We start from the raw sequence: 16,313 nt of genomic DNA on the forward strand, positions 1-16,313 counted from the left end.
GATCCGGGGCGTGCCGGTGGCTATTTCCCGCTGCCCGTGGTATTCGCGCCTTTCCTGCGATCCATCGCGAAGCTGATGATGAACGGCATGGAGAGGAATACGAGCGTGCCGACGACTACCAGCCACGTGTAGGTGGCCGGGCTGCCTACGGGCAGCTGCGACGGCGGGAAGAAGGTGACGATGAACGAGAAGAGCACGGCCAGAAACCCGATGCCCCCGACGGCCCACATGCCGGCGTTCCCGCCCGGAACGCGGTAGCTGCGGGTGAGGCCGGGCTGCGTGTAGCGCAGGCGGATGCCCGCGGCGTACATCATCATATACATCACCAGGTAGAGCCCTACGGTTAGTGCGCTCAGCAGGAAGAACGCCACGCTCACGTCGTCCATGACGATGTAGAGCGACGAGAGCAGCGTGACGATGCAGCCCTGTATGACGAGGATGTTGACCTGCACGCCGTTTTTGTTGGTCTTTTGCAGGAAACAGGGCAGTACACCCTCCTGGGCCGTCCACAGCAGGCCGCGGCTCGGGCCCGAAATCCACGACATGACGCCGGCCAGTGCGCCGAATGCCACGAGCAGCCCCATGACGTTCGAGAGCCAGCCGATGTGGTAGTGGTCGAAGACGATCTGAAACGTGGTGAACAGCCCCGACTGGAGGTTGATCTGGTCGTAGGGGGTGATGATCGCCACGGCCAGCGCACCCAGCGTGAAGAGCCCGAACGAGATCAGCGCCGCCAGGAACATGGCGCGCGGGAACTGGGTCTGCGGCTTATCGAGCTCCGGGGCATGTACGGCGTGTACCTCGACGCCGGCGAAGAGCAGCAGTATCCCGGCCAGGAATGCGATGTCGCTCATGCCCGTGATGTGCGGGAAGAGGCGCGGATGCACGTGGTGCGCCGCGTCGATATTGACGACCTGGCTGACGGTGTCGGGGATGTGCTCCAGTGCGACGGGGTTGCCTCCGGCCATCCAGATGACGGCCATGACGATTACGACGATGCCGGGAAGCACCGTGCCGATCAGAAACCCTTTGCTCGTAATGCCCGATATGGCCGAGGTGCCGCGCAGCGTGACCAGCGTGGCGCACCAGTACATGGCGATCGAGAAAAGCCCCACGAAAAGTCCGTTCTGCGCCAGGCCGGGCATCCCGATCATATAGGCGATCGAGGCTGCGGCAAAGCCCAGCACGGTGGGGTACCATACGACGTTCTGGATCCATTGCAGGAAGATGGCCGTGAACCCCAGGTGTTTGTTGAACGCCTCCTTGACCCAGGTGTAGACCCCGCCGCCCTTCGAGGCGAAGGCGCTTCCCAGTTCGGCACCTACCAGCGCCGCCGGGATCAGGAACAGGAACGTGGCGAAAAAGATGTAGAAGAACATCGTCAGCTCCTCCTGCGCCATCATCGGGAGTCCGCGCAGGCTGATAACCGCCGCCGCGGTCATCAGGGCGAGCTGTGTCGTGGTGATATTTTTACGTTTTGCCATGATGTGGAATTGTGTTTTACAACTGGCCGTCAATCAGTTTCTGTGCCGCAACGCGGCCGGGCTGATGTTTTTTCGGGCGTGTGCATGGTTTATGCGGGCGTTTCCGCGCCCCGCGGGCTCCTCTGCGCCTGCGTGTTGACCGCCTGCGGACGGGGCGCAAAAAAACAGCAGGGAATCTCACGATTGCCTGCTGCCTTCCGGAGGATTGCCCTCCTGAAACTACTAACCCAAACTTAAATAAATGAAGAAACCTCACTGCGGTTGCTGTTCCGCAGTTACCCGGTATGTTGCAAATCCCGTGCCGCGGCGCCGTGTCGGAAAGGCGTTTGTGTGTGCGGCGGGGGTGCGGCCTATGATACATGCCGGCGGGAAAGGGTATAAACAACTGCAGGATGTCCCCACGGACATCCTGCGTGTGCTGTTTCCGGTAATCCCGGGTTGTGGCAAGGGGATTATTTCTACTTGCGTTTGTCCCTCATCTCCACGGCGCCTTCGTAAGTGCCGCTGACCTTGCGGCCTTTGTCGGTCGTAAAGTCGAGTACGAAGCGGTAGTTGGTGCCGACCTTCGTGACTGTCACCGTGCCGGACGTGATGAACCCGTAAACCGATTCGTTGGAGGCGTTGCGTTCCTCGCAATAGGTTCCCATGGCCAGCATGGAGTCCATGAACTCTGTCTGCTCGCCCGGTGCGTAGGTGCCCGGCGTGCCTGTGTCGGACACCGTGTAGGTTCCTTCCTGGAGTACCATTTCTTCGGAAAGTGCGGTCGTCAGGTAGAGCGATACCATATGCCCGGCCCCTATGAGGTAGTCGTAATCGTCGTTGACCGTCGGCTGGACATCGTAGAGGTTTACGACGCAGTCGTTTGCCGTGCCGGCATCGTTGTTATAGTATTTAGCCAGTGCGCGGATGAAAGTTGCGTTCGTGACGTCGTTTTCGAGGTCGGGCAGGGGCTCGATTTTGACGGCTGTCTTGTCCTCGATCGTAATCGGGCCGGTGTAGCTGGCCGTGAACTCTTTGTCGTCGGTCGTGGTCAGCGTGGCCTTGACCGTAAAGGTCGAGCCGGACTTTGTCACAGCGATCGTTCCTGCCTTGAATTCCACTTTCGTGATATTCCCCTTGCCGTCGTTGACCATGCAGTAGGTCTTGGCCGGGTGGAATGTCGAAATGGATTTGTCGGTGGCATATTTGTAGGTGCGATCCGGTAGGACGATGTTATTCATATTCGTGGGAGTAAATTGATAGAGGTTCAGGCTCATGGTACGCCCGGCTCCGATGGTCGCATACACTCCGTCGGCACCTACGGCCTCGCCGTCGGCTAATATGACGAGGTATTCACCGTATCGGCCACCTTCGGGAATACCATAATAGCCGCCGGCTACCTGGCGGTCGAAGACGGCCGGGCCGCTCAAATCCTTGTCGGTGGCCATTTCAATCGACTTGACTTCGGAATAGACCTCTTTGTTGGATGCTGCGACGGCGATGACATAGGTGGTGCCGTCTTTCAGGTTGTCTACGGTGATCTCCCCGGCCTGTGCGATGGCTGTACCGTCGGTGAGGATTTTTTCGGCCGTCGGGACAGGCGTGCCGTCCGCTTTTTCGAGGCATACGTAGGCGGCCTTCTCCGTGTCGGCGAGGCCTACCGTAAAGGTGAGTGTCGTCGGGGCTGTGGCTCCCGCTGTCAGCGTCACCACGGGCGTCGGCGTTCCGGTTGCCATCACGATGCTATTGACTTCCGAGTAGATCCCGGTGTTGGCGACAGCTGCCGCGATGACGTAGGTGGTCGAGGGTTTCAGGTTCTCGACAAGGATATCGCCCGTCTGTGCGATGGCTTTGCCGTCACGCAGTATCTCCTCGGCCGTGGGAAGGGTCAGCCCCTCGGTCTTTTCGAGGCAGACATAGGCTGCGGTTTCTGGGTCGGTCAGGGCGGCGTTGAACGTAAGGGTCGTTGTGGTGGACTGGCCCGGTGTCAGGACGACCGCGGGATGTACGCCGGGTGCCGAGGTGGTGTGCTCGATCGAGCTGACCTTACCGTTGATGTTGCCTTTCAGGGCGACGGCGGAGAGGCGGTAGGCCGTGTTGGGTTCGAGGCCGGCGATCTCGACGACGCCCGATGCGCTTACGGACTGGCCTTCGGCGATGATCGTCGCTGCCGCAGGCACGGCTTCGGACGCCTTGGTGCAGATGTAGCTGCATTTGTCCGCATCCTTGAGTGTGAGCGTGAATTTCAGGGAGTTGAATGCGGCGTCGCCGATGGCGAGCGTGACGCTTGGGTCAGGATTTCCCCCCCCCTCGTTTTTGTCGTCGCATGAGCTTAGCAGACCAGAGCACAGCACCAACAGTGCCGTTCCCCATGACAGGAAAGATTTGATCATAGTGGTTAAACTTTGGAAATTAGTGGGTTAATACTGTTGTTCGGGCGCAGGGCCGGTCGTCTTTGGATATTCAATCGGGTTTACGGGGCGGCCGTGCAATATGTGACGGGATAAAAATAACCTTTCTGCCAATAAAATCCAAATTTTTTTTTATCCGTCTTGCCTGAAAGTGCGATAAATCGGGGGTGAGGGTGCCGGAGTGAACGGGTGGAGGACAATATATAACAAGACAGCAGGGAATCTCACGATTGCCTGCTGCCCTTGGAGGATTGCCCTCCTAAAACTACTAACCCAAACTTAAATAAATGAAGAAACCTCACTGCGGTTGCTGTCCGCAGTTGACTATCCTCTCGCAAAACGTATGCCAAAGACAAAGGCCCGGAACATGATTCCGGGCCTTGCGCCGTTGCGGGGTATTACTGCGCCCCTGCGGGATATTTTCCGTAAGGGTTACCGGAAGATGCCCGTGTAGGTCGAGGGCGAGAGGGCGCGCAGCTCCTCTTTCACGGCCTCGGCCACGTCGAGCGTCTCGATGAACGCGGCGATCGACTCGTGCGTGATATGAGCGTTGGTGCGGGTCAGGGCCTTGAGCGCCTCGTAGGGCTTGGGATAACCTTCGCGGCGCAGGATGGTCTGGATGCCTTCGGCTACGACGGCCCAGTTGTTCGCCAGGTCGCGCTCGAGGGCTTCGCGGTTGAGGATTACCTTGTTCAGGCCTTTCATTAGCGAGCGGAGCGCGATGGCCGCATGGGCAATGGGGACGCCGATGTTACGCAGCACGGTCGAATCCGTCAGGTCGCGTTGCAGGCGCGAAACGGGGAGCTTCGAAGCGAGGTGTCCGAAGACGGCGTTGGCGATGCCGAAATTCCCCTCGGCATTCTCGAAGTCGATGGGGTTGACCTTGTGGGGCATGGCGCTCGAACCGACTTCGCCCGCCTTGATCTGTTGTTTGAAATATTCCATCGAGATGTACGTCCACATGTCGCGGCAGAGGTCTATCAGGATGGTATCGATGCGCTTCATGTTGTCGAAGATCGCCGCGAGGTTGTCGTAATGCTCGATCTGCGTGGTATATTGCGAGCGGCAGAGCCCCAGCGTTTCGCCCGCGAATTTGTTGGCGAAGGCCACCCAGTCGTACTGCGGGTAGGCCGCACGGTGGGCGTTGAAGTTGCCTGTCGCGCCGCCGAATTTGGCCGGCACGGCGATGTCGTGCAGCATGGCGAGCTGTTTCTCCACGCGTTCGACAAAGACCATGAACTCCTTGCCCAGCGTCGTGGGGGAGGCCGGCTGGCCGTGGGTGCGGGCCAGCATCGGCACGTCGCGCCATTCGTCGGCGAAGGCGGCCAGTTTGTCGCGCACCTCTTCGACGGCCGGGTAGTAAACCCCTGTCATGGCGTCCTTGAGCGAGAGCGGGATGGCCGTGTTGTTGATGTCCTGCGAGGTGAGGCCGAAATGTACGAATTCCTTGTAAGCTCCCAGCCCGAGGCTGTCCATTTTTTCCTTGATGATGTACTCTATGGCTTTGACGTCGTGGTTGGTGACCGATTCGATCTCCTTCACGCGCCCGGCGTCGGTCGGTGCGAAATCGAGGTACAGGGCGCGCAGGGCTGCGAATTTCGTGCGGTCGATGTCCGCCAGCTGGGGCAGCGGCAATTCGCACAGCGCGATGAAATACTCCACTTCGACGCGGATGCGGTAGCGGATGAGCGCCTGTTCCGAAAAATAATCGGCTAATTTCTCCGTTGTATTACGGTAGCGGCCATCGACGGGAGAGATGGCGGTAAGGCTGTTGAGCGGATTGGAGTTCATGGATTTATGTATGGTTTTATTTAATACGCCACTGGCATCGGGACTTCGCCTGCGCCCGGCAGGCCCTGCCCGAAGGCTTTGCCCCGCCCGCTGGCAAAGTTCCGGCACCAAATTTACGACATTTAATTGAAATACGCATAATTTTCCCTACCTTTGTAGGGTTGTAAACCGAAAATGCAATGAATTTTCTGACAGCGATCATAGATGGCCTGGTGAGGTTCGTGCAGCGCAATCCGCTGACGACCCTGGTCATCCTCATCCTGGCTGTCGGCGCCCCGGCGCTGCTCAGGGGGATCGCACTTTTTTTTCTCTATTTCATTATGGGAGTCATCGTATTGGTAGTAGCGGCGATCCTGCTGTTCCGCTGGCGCGTCTATAAAATGCGCCGCCGGATGGAAGAACAGTTCGGCGAAGGAAACTTCGGCGCTCAGGGCTTCGGCTCGCCCTTTGCAGGGGAGCCCCGCAAGGGTCGCGAAGGCGAAGTGAAGGTATATAAAACCTCGGAAACGCCCGAGAAACGGGTCTCGCGCGACGTAGGCGACTATGTCGAATTCGAAGAGACCAAGGAGCCCGGAGAGGAGTAGCGCCATGTGGAAGATATTTGAGTTGATCGGCCGTTATTTCATGCTGATGGGAAAGGTCTTTTCCCGTCCGGAGAAGGCAGCCATCTACCGCCGGCGCATCATTTACGAAATGGAGTCCCTGGGAATCGACTCGATCGGCCTGACGGCCATTATTTCTGTCTTCATCGGTGCGGTCATCACCCTGCAAATGTGCATCAACCTCGATTCGCCGTTCATCCCCCGTTCGCTGGTCGGTTACGCCACGCGCGAGACGATGATCCTCGAATTCTCGTCGACGGTCGTGGCGCTGATCCTGGCCGGCAAGGTCGGTTCGAGCATCGCCTCGGAGATCGGCACGATGCGCATTACCGAACAGATCGACGCACTGGAGATCATGGGCGTCAATTCGGCTTCGTACCTCATCCTGCCGAAGATCGTCGCCGCGGTGGTCTTCTTCCCGTTCCTGACGATCCTCAGCATCGCCATCGGAATCATCGGCGGCTGGGCCATCGCCTACCTGACCGGCATCATGATCCCGGCCGACTATGTCGACGGACTGCTGATGGACTTCAAGCCCTATTCGATCGTCTACTCGCTTATCAAGACCGCCGTGTTCGCCTATATCATCACCTCGATTTCGGCGTTCTACGGGTACTATGCCAAGGGCAATTCGCTCGAAGTGGGCGCCGCCTCGACGCGCGCCGTGGTGGCCAGTTCCGTGGTAATCATGATCTTTAACCTGATCCTTACGCAAGTCCTGCTGATATGATACGTGCCGAGCACATTACCAAATCGTTCGACGGGCGCGTGGTGCTCGACGACATCTCGATCGAGTTTCAGACCGGGAAGACCAACCTCATCATCGGGCGCAGCGGTTCGGGCAAAACCGTGCTGCTGAAAACGCTGGTAGGGCTGCACGAACCCGATTCGGGCGACGTGTGGTACGACGATACGAATTTCACGCGGATGGATTTCCGCGAGCGGCGCGCCATCCGCAAGGACATCGGCATGATTTTCCAGGGCGGGGCGCTGCTCGACTCTTCGACCGTCGAGGAGAACGTAAAGCTGCCGCTCGACCTCTTCACCTCGCAAAGCGAGAAGGAGAAGATGGAACGTGTGGATTTCTGCCTGCAGCGCGTGCGGCTGGAAAACGCCAACCACCTCTATCCGGCCGAGTTGTCGGGCGGAATGATCAAGCGCGTGGCCATCGCCCGCGCCATCGTGCTCAACCCGCGTTACCTGTTCTGCGACGAGCCCAACTCGGGCCTCGACCCGCAGACCTCGATCGTCATCGACAACCTGATCCACGAGATCACGCGCGAGTACAACATCACGACGATCATCAATACACACGATATGAATTCGGTCATGGAGATCGGCGAGAAAATTGTATACATCCACGAAGGCCGCAAGTGGTGGGAGGGTACCAAGGACGATATCCTGCATGCCGACAACTCGGAACTCAACGATTTCGTCTTCGCCTCGGCGATGGCCAAAAAGGCCAAGCTGGCTGCAAAGTAGGCGGCCGGGTTCCTAAAAAAATTTAATTTTTTATTTGCGTAATATATATAAAGTATGTACTTTTGCGCAGTGAAAAAATAGTGCATTTTTTTATTAACAAATAAATCATAAAACTATGTCAAAGATCAAAGTTGGTATCAACGGTTTCGGTCGTATCGGCCGTCTGGTATTCCGCGCTGCATGCAACAATGCAGACATTGAGGTTGTAGGTATCAATGACCTCGTTCCGGTAGACTACATGGCTTACATGCTCAAGTACGACTCGGTACACGGCCGTTTCAATGGTACGATCGACTATAACGTGGAGAAGGGCCAGCTCATCGTGAACGGCAACGTGATCCGCGTAACCGCCGAGAAGGATCCCGCAAACCTGAAGTGGAACGAAGTCGGCGCCGAGTATATCGTAGAGTCGACCGGTCTGTTCCTGACCAAGGAGAAGGCCGAGGCCCACATCGCAGCCGGTGCCAAGTACGTCGTTATGTCGGCCCCCTCGAAGGACGACACCCCGATGTTCGTATGCGGCGTGAACACCGACAGCTACGCCGGCCAGAAGATCGTTTCGAATGCATCGTGCACCACGAACTGCCTCGCTCCGTTGGCTAAGGTCATCAACGACAACTTCGGCATCGTCGAGGGTCTCATGACCACCGTACACGCTACCACCGCAACGCAGAAGACCGTAGACGGCCCCTCGATGAAGGACTGGCGCGGCGGCCGTGCTGCCGGCGGCAACATCATCCCCTCGTCGACCGGTGCTGCAAAGGCCGTAGGCAAGGTGATCCCCGCCCTGAACGGCAAACTGACCGGTATGGCATTCCGCGTTCCGACGCTCGACGTTTCGGTCGTAGACCTGACCTGCCGTCTGGAGAAGGGTGCTTCGTACGACGAGATCAAGGCTGCCATGAAGAAGGCTTCGGAGAACGAGTTCAAGGGTATCATCGAGTACACCGAGGACGACGTGGTTTCGACCGACTTCACGGGTGACGCCAACACCTCGATCTTCGACGCCAAGGCCGGTATCGCACTCAACCCGAACTTCGTGAAGCTTGTGGCTTGGTACGACAACGAGTGGGGCTACTCGAACAAGGTCGTGATGCTGATTCAGAAGATGGCCGCTTACAACAACAAATAATCGTAAGCCGTCGCTATAATGGAAGAAGGAACCCGTGTGGGTTCCTTCTTTTTTTGTGGCTGCGGGGGGGGGCTGAGGTTGCCCTGCCAGGCAACGTGTTCCGGGACGGCGGGTGTTGTCCCGGGATGCCCGCTACCGGGCTTCGGAATCCACGCGCATCTCGATCGAGGCGCCCGACCACTGGTTGATGAGGCGTTTCTCCGCGCGGAGCCGCCGTTCGCCGTATGCGATGCGGATTTCGACTTCGAAGGGTGTCGTGTCGCCGATGTCGTTGCCGGCCGGCAGCGTATGGGGTACGATATAGATGTAGAGCAGGAGGTGGTCGCACGGCTCGGTTTCGAGGCTTGCACGGCCGTCGCCGGGAATCCCGGCGGGCTTTTCCCGCAGGTTCGAGCCGACGTCGGCGACATGTGCCTCGGCCGATGCGAAGCCGGTGCGGTTGCCCGCCGTGTCGAAGCAGCCGCACATCAGCGCGACGTTGTAGCGCCACCAGCCTTCGTAGCGGCTCGAAATCTCGATTGTGAATCCCTCTTTTGTTGCCATACGGTGCAAATATAGCGATTTTTGCCGAAGATGGAATCCGCGGCCGGAATTTCCGGAGCCTGTGCCGTGCCTCTTCTGCGGACGGGCGACCGGATATCCGGGAGTGCGGGGATGCTAAAACTATGCATTTTCTTTGCAAATGTCTTATATTTTCGTAACTTTGTGCCCTAAATGCGCTCCTATGGAGGAAACAAAAAGATATACGATTGCTTACAGGGGGCTCAGGAGCGGCCTGCACGACTTCCATTTCAAGGTCGACGGCGGGTTGTTCAGGGCTTTCGGCAGTACGGAAATCAAGGACGGGGACTGCGATGTCTCGGTCGCCCTGGAGCGCGGCGAGTCGATGCTTACGCTCGATGTTACCGTGGACGGGAGTGTCGTCGTGGAGTGCGACCGCTGCCTGGAAGACTGCAATGTGCCAATCCATTACGAGGGGCAGTTGCTGGTGAAATTCTCGGACGAGGTGCATGAGTACGACGGCGAAGTCATGTGGCTGCTGCCGATGGAGGACGAAGTCGACCTGACGCAGTACATCTACGAAAGTATCGTGCTGGCGCTGCCTTACCAGCGGGTGCATCCCGACGGGGAGTGCAATCCCGACATGCTGGAACGTTTCCGCATCGTTTCCGACGAGGAGTTCGGCCGTCTCGAAGACAGGGCCGAGGCCGAGGGCCGCAACGAGGGCGAATGGGCCAAGCTGGCCGCGCTCAAGGAACAGATGGAGGCCGACGGGACGCAAACAGAACAAAAGGAATAAGCTATTTCCGGCCGGGAGGCGCTTTTGTCCCGGGGCCGGGAAATATTTAGGACAGGAAATACGTTAAACTTATAATTTATATTGTAAAATGGCACATCCTAAACACAAAGTCTCGTCGACGCGACGCGATAAGAGAAGAACTCATTACAAGGCTGTCGTTCCGACGGTGGTCATCTGCTCGAACTGCGGCGCAGCTACGTTGTATCACCGCGTATGCCCCGAATGCGGGTTCTATCGCGGAAAGCTGGCGATCGAGAAAAAGGCTGCCGAATAAATCGGCAGGGTTAAAGAGTGCATCCGCGAGGCTGCCCTCTTTTTAATTTATGCAAGCACCTGTCTTTGTGTGTGCGGCCGTCCGGCCTGTGACCGGATGCCGGCAGGGAGGGGCGGGACGTGAAGTTTAACCAAATCGCACGATTATGTTAAAGATTGGTGTAGATGCCATGGGAGGTGATTATGCGCCCGAGGCTGCGGTCAAAGGGGCTGTCATGGCACTCGATGCGATCGGGCCCGACAGCCGTATCGTATTGTTCGGCGACGAGGCGAGGGTCAGGGCCGTGCTCGCGGGCGAAGGCTGTCCTGCCGACCGGTTCGACATCGTTGCCACCACCGAGGTGATCGAAATGGGCGATCATCCCGCCAAGGCATTCCAGGCCAAGGCCGATTCCAGCATCACGGTGGGCTTCGGTTACCTGGCCAAAGGGGCCATAGACGGTTTTGCCAGTGCCGGCAGCACGGGCGCCATGATGGTCGGGTCGATGTACGCCGTGAAACCGATCGAGGGGGTTATCCGTCCCACGATCTCATCCATCATTCCTACGGTGACGGGGCATCCCGCGCTGTTGCTGGACGTGGGATTGAACGTAGACTGCAAACCCGAGGTGCTGGCGCAGTACGGGCTGATAGGCTCGATTTATGCCGAAGCCGTGCTCGGGATCCGAAAACCCCGTGTAGCCGTGCTCAACATCGGCGAGGAGGAGACCAAGGGCAATACGCAGTCCAAGGCCACGTACGAGTTGCTGAAGGCCGACGACCGCATCGATTTCGTGGGTAACGTCGAGGCGTCGTACCTCTTCACGGGCAAGGTCGCAGACGTGGTCGTCTGCGACGGTTTCGTGGGCAATACGGTACTGAAGATGGCCGAGGGCCTCTACCACATCAACAAGAAACTCGGCGGCGGAAACGCTTTCTGGGACGCGATGAATTACGAGAACGTGGGCGGCACGCCCGTGCTCGGCGTCAATGCGCCTGTGGTCATCGGCCATGGTATCTCATCGCCCAAGGCGATCAGGAGCATGATCCTTTCGACCGAGCGGTGCATTACGGCGGATCTGACCGCCAAGTTGCAGCGCGCTTTCAAAAATTAATAATCATTAGGTAAAGAAAAGTTAATGGGCAAGATAACAGCAGCAATTACCGGTGTGGGTCTATATCTCCCCGATTATATCCTCACCAACGAAGAATTAAGCACCATGGTCGACACGTCCGACGAGTGGATCATGTCGCATATCGGCGTCAAGACGCGCCATATCCTCAAAGGCGAAGGCGTCGGCACTTCCTATATGGGTGCCCGCGCGGTCATCAACCTGCTGGACAAGGCGGGCGTAGACCCGATGGAGGTGGATCTGGTGATCTGCGCCACGGTGACCCCCGATATGTTCTTCCCTTCGACGGGTAATCTGATCGCCGACCAGGCGGGTTGCAAAAACGCTTTCGCGTACGACGTTTCGGCGGCTTGCAGCGGTTTTCTCTTCGCACTGACGACAGGTGCCAAGTTCATCGAGTCGGGATCGTGCAAGAAGGTAGTCGTGGTCGGTGCCGACAAGATGTCGACCATCGTCGACTATACCGACCGTTCGACCTGTCCGATCTTCGGTGACGGCGCCGCAGCCGTGCTGCTGGAACCCAATACGGAGGGTTACGGCGTGCTGGACGAAATCCTGCGTTCGGACGGCTCGGGCGAGTTGCAGCTTTACATGAAGGCCGGCGGATCGCGCTATCCGGCTTCGATCGAGACCGTGCAGAATAACTGGCACACGATCATGTGGGACGGACACGCCGTATTCAAGGCCGCCGTTTCGAAGATGGCCGACGTGTCGGTGGAGATCATGGAGCGCAACAACCTTACCTCGGACGACATCCGTTATCTGGTTCCCCATCAGGCCAACCTGCGCATCATCGACGCTACGGCCCGCCGCATGGGGCTCGACCATGACAAGTGCATGATCAATATTGACCGCAACGGCAACACCACGGCGGCGACGATCCCTTCGTGCCTCTACGACTACGAGAAGGAGCTGAAGCCGGGCGACAACCTGATCCTGTCGGCATTCGGCGGCGGGTATACGTGGGGTGCCATCTATGTGAAGTGGGCATACGACGGTTCGAAAGCCTGCCAGGTCGATCCTGCCGAGAAATAATCCGGTGCGGGCGAGAGCCCGGCCGAAAACACGGATAGGGCGGAAACTTGTACGGTTTCCGCCCTTTTCCGTGCCTGGGCTGTCCGTGCCGGAGTGGCGGGTGCAAGATTTTTTCGTATATTTGGACTTGGGCATTGCCGCTGCGGTTTCAGATTCTTTTCGGATTCGCAATGTAACTTTGTCCCGAAGAATATTTGCTGTTTATGAAAATCCTGATCGTGGAAGACGAACCCTCCCTGCGGGAGATCATGGTGCAGACGCTGCGCCGCGAACAGTATGTGGTCGAGCAGGCGTCCGATTACGCATCGGCGCTCGAAAAGATCGCCGGATACGATTACGACTGTATCCTGCTGGACATCATGCTGCCCGACGGCAGCGGCCTGCGGATACTCGAAGAGCTCAGGCGGCAGCGCAAACCTGCCGGCGTGATCATCATTTCGGCCCGGGATTCGCTCGATGACAAGGTCGAGGGGCTCGAGCTCGGGGCCGACGATTACCTGCCCAAGCCGTTCCATCTGGCGGAACTGAGCGCCCGTATCCGGAGCGTCGTGCGCCGTCACCAGCGCGACGGGCAGCAGAGCCTCGACGTGGGGAATGTCCGCCTCTACCCCGACAGCCGCCGTGTGGAGGTGGCCGGGTGCGAGGTGGAACTGCTGCGCAAGGAGTACGACATCCTCTACTATTTTATGAGCCGCCCGAACCATATGGTCGATAAGGCCACGCTGGCAGAAGCCGTGTGGGGCGACCATATCGACCAGGCGGATAATTTCGATTTCGTATACGCCCAGATGAAGAACCTGCGCCGCCGGCTCCACGACGCGCAGGCCGACATCGAGATCCGGGCCGTCTATGGATTCGGCTATAAACTCGTTGCCCCATGAGGTTGGTCTATCGCATCGTGTTGCACATGTCCTGGGCCCTCTCGCTGTTGCTGGCGGGGTGGGCCGTGTTGTTCTACCTGACGATGATCGACGAGATCAACGACGAGGTGGACGATTCGCTGGAGAACTATGCCGAGATGCTGGTCACGCGGAGCCTCGCGGGGAGGGAACTGCCTGCCGCCTATTCGGGCAGCAACAACGGCTATTACCTGCACGACGTGTCGGCGGAGTATGCCGAAGGGCGGCAGCATATGGTTTTCAGCGACGAGGAGATATTTATTCCTGAGAAAGACGAAGAGGAACCGGCGCGGGTGCTGCGGACGATATTCCGCGACAGCGGAGGACGTTACAAGGAACTGACCGTGATGACCCCGACCATCGAAAAGGACGACTTGCAGGAAGCGATCCTCTGGTGGATCGTCTACCTCTATCTGTTCCTGTTGCTGGCGATCCTGCTGGTCAACGTGCTGGTGCTTCACCGTACCCTGCGGCCGCTCTATGCCCTGTTGCGATGGTTCGACAGTTATACCGTGGGCGGGAAGAACGCCCCGCTGGTGAACGATACGAAGGTCGTCGAATTCCGGCGGCTGAACGAGGCGGCGAACCGTTATGCCGAGCGGGCGGAGTCCCTGTTCGAACGCCAGAAACAATTTATCGGCAATGCCTCGCATGAGATGCAGACCCCGCTGGCCATTTGCCGCAACCGGCTGGAGATGCTCGTGGACGACGGTTCGGCGTTGACCGAGGCGCAGCTCGGCGAAATACTGAAGGTGCAGGGGACGCTGGACTACCTCGTGCGGCTCAACCGCTCGCTGCTGCTGCTTTCGAAGATCGAGAACGGACAATTCCCCGAGACGGAACAGGTCGACTTCAACGCCCAGGTGCGGCGTACGGCCGAGGATATGGAGGAGATCTACGCCGGGCGCGAAATGCGTTTCGAACTGCATGAGCAGGGACATCTGTCTGTGCGGATGAATCCGTCGCTGGCGGCCAGCCTGGTGTCGAACCTGCTGAAAAACGCCTATGTCCACGGCGACAAGGGCGGGACGGTGTCGGTCACTGTTGCCCCGCATGAACTGCGCGTCTGCAACAGCAGCGGAGGAGGAGCACTTGACGCGGAGCATATTTTCGAGCGCTTTTACCAGGGGACGAAGAAGGAGGGTTCGACGGGGCTCGGCCTCTCGATCGTCGACGCCGTGTGCCGCCTTTACGGGCTGCGCGTGGGATACTCTTATATAAATAGGTGCCACTGTTTCTCGGTACATTTCCGGATATAAAAAACGAAAAAAACGGATCGGGGCCGATTATTTCAACTTCATTTCAGCTTTAGGTCGCAACTTTGCACTGTGAACACAAGTCAAACCTAATATTGAAACGATTATGAAAAAGCTCATGATGATTCTCGCAGGCACAGCCCTGATGGTAACTTCCGCCCCCGCATTCGCGGGCAACGACCGTCCGATCGCAGTCGGCGAACTTCCGGCTACGGCACAGCAATTTATCAAGGCGCATTTTGCCGGTGTAGAAGTCTCCTTATCCAAGGTGGACGAGGAACTTTTCGACAAGGATTACAAGGTCGTGTTCGTCAACGGCGCGAAGGTCGAATTCACGAAGAACGGCGAATGGAAAGATGTCGAATGCAAATACGGCGAGGTGCCGGCCGCCATCGTACCGCAGCAGATCCGCGACTATGTCGCCAAGAACTATCCCGACCGCAAGATCACGGCGATCGACCGCGACCGCCGCGACTACGAAGTCGAACTGGACAACGGCCTCGACCTGAAATTCGACCTGAAGTTCCGTCTGATAGACATCGACAATTAATTTAACCCCGGGATTAACCTCAAATTCGGAATCGTATGAAGAAATTCATGGTATTGGTAATGGGACTCGTGTCGCTGGGTGCGATGGCGGGTTGTGACGACGACAGTAAATCGGTAAAGGTACCGGCCGCCGTGCAGGCTGCTTTCGGGGAGATGTTCCCCGCTGCAAGCCATGTCGAATGGGAAGACTAGGGCGGGTATATGGTCGCCGATTTCCGCAGCGCGGGTATGTACATGCAGGCATGGTTCGATGCCGCCGGCAAATGGTACATGACCGAGGAGGATATCTCCTATGCCGAGTTGCCCCGGGCAGTGCGTACTGCCTACGAAGCCGGCGATTATGCCGCTTGGCATGTGGACGACGTGGATAAGCTGCTGCGCAACGGCCAGGAGACGGTCTATGTGCTCGAAGTCGAACGTGCCGAGCAGGAATTCGACCTCTATTATTCCGAGGACGGCGTGCTGTTGCGCGAAGTGCCCGACAGGGACGGCAATGACGATCACGGCGATATGCTTCCGCAGGAACTGTCGAAGGCGATCAGCGACTTCATCGCCCGGAAATACCCCGGTGCCCGTATCGTTGATGCGGAGCGGGAGAAGGGAAATACCGAGGTCGATATCATCTTCGCCGGGAAAGCGCTCGAGGTGTGCTTCGGTACGGGTGACGCCTGGCTGTGGACGAAAACCGGAGTGCGTCTTTCGGAGGTTCCGGACGTGGTGAGGCGGACTTTGCAGTCATCGCAGTACGGTACGTGGGTGATCGACGATGTTGACCTCTACGAAAGCCCCGACCGCGTGTGGTACGCCATCGAGGTGGAAGACCCGCAGTCCGAACGGGAGGCGACGGTGCGTATCCTCGAGGACGGCACCCTGCTCTGATCGTCCCGTATGCTTTTGCGGAGCCTGCATCCCGGAGGTGCGGGCTCCGTTTTTTTTGTTATAACATAGAGCTATATCGTTATAAAATAATATGATGTGTTTTTCGTACAAATTAGTAGAAACTATTGT

17 protein-coding genes are annotated in these 16,313 nt (G+C 57.9%); 13 read left to right on the plus strand and 4 right to left on the minus strand.

The window, feature by feature from the left end; all coding sequences use genetic code 11:
- Nucleotides 1–20: 20 nt before the first annotated feature.
- The 3 genes from B3C38_RS05695 to purB all read right to left on the minus strand — a co-directional run bounded on the left by B3C38_RS05695 (nt 21) and on the right by purB (nt 5,665).
- Complete coding sequence (locus tag B3C38_RS05695; protein ID WP_256166287.1) at nt 21–1,484, minus strand: amino acid permease; 1,464 nt, start codon at nt 1,482–1,484, stop codon at nt 21–23.
- 458 nt (nt 1,485–1,942) lie between these two features.
- The gene (locus tag B3C38_RS05700; protein WP_286726155.1) at nt 1,943–3,856 is read right to left on the minus strand and encodes a hypothetical protein; all 1,914 of its coding nucleotides are present in this window, start codon (nt 3,854–3,856) and stop codon (nt 1,943–1,945) included.
- 450 nt (nt 3,857–4,306) lie between these two features.
- On the minus strand, nt 4,307–5,665 hold the full coding sequence (gene purB, locus B3C38_RS05705; protein ID WP_286726157.1) for an adenylosuccinate lyase: 1,359 nt from the start codon (nt 5,663–5,665) through the stop codon (nt 4,307–4,309).
- 179 nt (nt 5,666–5,844) lie between these two features.
- On the opposite strand from purB, the gene B3C38_RS05710 reads away from it, so the two are divergent.
- The 4 genes from B3C38_RS05710 to gap all read left to right on the plus strand — a co-directional run bounded on the left by B3C38_RS05710 (nt 5,845) and on the right by gap (nt 8,881).
- Complete coding sequence (locus B3C38_RS05710; RefSeq protein ID WP_286726158.1) at nt 5,845–6,249, plus strand: DUF4834 family protein; 405 nt, start codon at nt 5,845–5,847, stop codon at nt 6,247–6,249.
- Nucleotides 6,250–6,253: 4 nt separating this feature from the next.
- Entirely contained in the window at nt 6,254–6,997 is a 744-nt protein-coding gene (locus B3C38_RS05715) for an MlaE family ABC transporter permease (protein ID WP_018694719.1), read from the plus strand.
- A complete protein-coding gene (locus B3C38_RS05720) occupies nt 6,994–7,749 on the plus strand; it encodes an ABC transporter ATP-binding protein (RefSeq protein WP_286726159.1) in 756 nt (251 codons plus the stop codon). The genes B3C38_RS05715 and B3C38_RS05720 overlap by 4 nt, the downstream gene beginning before the upstream one ends.
- Nucleotides 7,750–7,864: 115 nt before the next feature.
- The gene (gene gap / locus B3C38_RS05725) at nt 7,865–8,881 is read left to right on the plus strand and encodes a type I glyceraldehyde-3-phosphate dehydrogenase (protein WP_018694721.1); all 1,017 of its coding nucleotides are present in this window, start codon (nt 7,865–7,867) and stop codon (nt 8,879–8,881) included.
- Nucleotides 8,882–9,013: 132 nt separating this feature from the next.
- On the opposite strand, the gene B3C38_RS05730 is transcribed toward gap, so the two are convergent.
- Nucleotides 9,014–9,424, minus strand: coding sequence for a hypothetical protein (locus tag B3C38_RS05730; RefSeq protein ID WP_237957329.1), 411 nt, complete (start codon nt 9,422–9,424; stop codon nt 9,014–9,016).
- A gap of 181 nt (nt 9,425–9,605) precedes the next feature.
- On the opposite strand from B3C38_RS05730, the gene B3C38_RS05735 reads away from it, so the two are divergent.
- The 9 genes from B3C38_RS05735 to B3C38_RS05775 all read left to right on the plus strand — a co-directional run bounded on the left by B3C38_RS05735 (nt 9,606) and on the right by B3C38_RS05775 (nt 16,184).
- The gene (locus B3C38_RS05735) at nt 9,606–10,181 is read left to right on the plus strand and encodes a YceD family protein (RefSeq protein WP_022331908.1); all 576 of its coding nucleotides are present in this window, start codon (nt 9,606–9,608) and stop codon (nt 10,179–10,181) included.
- Between the two features lie 88 nt (nt 10,182–10,269).
- Complete coding sequence (gene rpmF / locus B3C38_RS05740; protein WP_033395117.1) at nt 10,270–10,455, plus strand: 50S ribosomal protein L32; 186 nt, start codon at nt 10,270–10,272, stop codon at nt 10,453–10,455.
- A gap of 145 nt (nt 10,456–10,600) precedes the next feature.
- Entirely contained in the window at nt 10,601–11,548 is a 948-nt protein-coding gene (gene plsX, locus B3C38_RS05745; protein WP_117507100.1) for a phosphate acyltransferase PlsX, read from the plus strand.
- A gap of 24 nt (nt 11,549–11,572) precedes the next feature.
- Nucleotides 11,573–12,601, plus strand: coding sequence for a beta-ketoacyl-ACP synthase III (locus B3C38_RS05750; protein ID WP_026318165.1), 1,029 nt, complete (start codon nt 11,573–11,575; stop codon nt 12,599–12,601).
- Between the two features lie 203 nt (nt 12,602–12,804).
- Entirely contained in the window at nt 12,805–13,482 is a 678-nt protein-coding gene (locus B3C38_RS05755; RefSeq protein WP_018694727.1) for a response regulator transcription factor, read from the plus strand.
- Nucleotides 13,479–14,759 carry a sensor histidine kinase gene (locus B3C38_RS05760; RefSeq protein ID WP_022331911.1) on the plus strand — a complete coding sequence of 427 codons (1,281 nt, stop codon included), beginning with the start codon at nt 13,479–13,481 and terminating at the stop codon, nt 14,757–14,759. The genes B3C38_RS05755 and B3C38_RS05760 overlap by 4 nt, the downstream gene beginning before the upstream one ends.
- Nucleotides 14,760–14,862: 103 nt before the next feature.
- Complete coding sequence (locus B3C38_RS05765; RefSeq protein ID WP_055202849.1) at nt 14,863–15,306, plus strand: PepSY-like domain-containing protein; 444 nt, start codon at nt 14,863–14,865, stop codon at nt 15,304–15,306.
- Nucleotides 15,307–15,341: 35 nt separating this feature from the next.
- On the plus strand, nt 15,342–15,497 hold the full coding sequence (locus tag B3C38_RS05770) for a hypothetical protein (protein ID WP_286726167.1): 156 nt from the start codon (nt 15,342–15,344) through the stop codon (nt 15,495–15,497).
- Between the two features lie 9 nt (nt 15,498–15,506).
- Nucleotides 15,507–16,184 (plus strand): PepSY-like domain-containing protein, encoded by a 678-nt coding sequence (locus B3C38_RS05775; RefSeq protein WP_286726168.1) that lies wholly within the window; start codon nt 15,507–15,509, stop codon nt 16,182–16,184.
- Nucleotides 16,185–16,313 lie beyond the last annotated feature (129 nt).

This window comes from Alistipes sp. UBA1686, assembly GCF_002320215.1.
GTDB lineage: Bacteria > Bacteroidota > Bacteroidia > Bacteroidales > Rikenellaceae > Alistipes > Alistipes onderdonkii.

What these genes read in the sequence shown, in the direction of transcription:
- B3C38_RS05695 (WP_256166287.1), bottom strand. Translation starts at nt 1,484, where the DNA reads ATGGCAAAACGTAAAAATATCACCACGACACAGCTCGCCCTGATGACC.
- B3C38_RS05700 (WP_286726155.1), bottom strand. Translation starts at nt 3,856, where the DNA reads ATGATCAAATCTTTCCTGTCATGGGGAACGGCACTGTTGGTGCTGTGC.
- purB (WP_286726157.1), bottom strand. Translation starts at nt 5,665, where the DNA reads ATGAACTCCAATCCGCTCAACAGCCTTACCGCCATCTCTCCCGTCGAT.
- B3C38_RS05710 (WP_286726158.1), top strand. Translation starts at nt 5,845, where the DNA reads ATGAATTTTCTGACAGCGATCATAGATGGCCTGGTGAGGTTCGTGCAG.
- B3C38_RS05715 (WP_018694719.1), top strand. Translation starts at nt 6,254, where the DNA reads ATGTGGAAGATATTTGAGTTGATCGGCCGTTATTTCATGCTGATGGGA.
- B3C38_RS05720 (WP_286726159.1), top strand. Translation starts at nt 6,994, where the DNA reads ATGATACGTGCCGAGCACATTACCAAATCGTTCGACGGGCGCGTGGTG.
- gap (WP_018694721.1), top strand. Translation starts at nt 7,865, where the DNA reads ATGTCAAAGATCAAAGTTGGTATCAACGGTTTCGGTCGTATCGGCCGT.
- B3C38_RS05730 (WP_237957329.1), bottom strand. Translation starts at nt 9,424, where the DNA reads ATGGCAACAAAAGAGGGATTCACAATCGAGATTTCGAGCCGCTACGAA.
- B3C38_RS05735 (WP_022331908.1), top strand. Translation starts at nt 9,606, where the DNA reads ATGGAGGAAACAAAAAGATATACGATTGCTTACAGGGGGCTCAGGAGC.
- rpmF (WP_033395117.1), top strand. Translation starts at nt 10,270, where the DNA reads ATGGCACATCCTAAACACAAAGTCTCGTCGACGCGACGCGATAAGAGA.
- plsX (WP_117507100.1), top strand. Translation starts at nt 10,601, where the DNA reads ATGTTAAAGATTGGTGTAGATGCCATGGGAGGTGATTATGCGCCCGAG.
- B3C38_RS05750 (WP_026318165.1), top strand. Translation starts at nt 11,573, where the DNA reads ATGGGCAAGATAACAGCAGCAATTACCGGTGTGGGTCTATATCTCCCC.
- B3C38_RS05755 (WP_018694727.1), top strand. Translation starts at nt 12,805, where the DNA reads ATGAAAATCCTGATCGTGGAAGACGAACCCTCCCTGCGGGAGATCATG.
- B3C38_RS05760 (WP_022331911.1), top strand. Translation starts at nt 13,479, where the DNA reads ATGAGGTTGGTCTATCGCATCGTGTTGCACATGTCCTGGGCCCTCTCG.
- B3C38_RS05765 (WP_055202849.1), top strand. Translation starts at nt 14,863, where the DNA reads ATGAAAAAGCTCATGATGATTCTCGCAGGCACAGCCCTGATGGTAACT.
- B3C38_RS05770 (WP_286726167.1), top strand. Translation starts at nt 15,342, where the DNA reads ATGAAGAAATTCATGGTATTGGTAATGGGACTCGTGTCGCTGGGTGCG.
- B3C38_RS05775 (WP_286726168.1), top strand. Translation starts at nt 15,507, where the DNA reads ATGGTCGCCGATTTCCGCAGCGCGGGTATGTACATGCAGGCATGGTTC.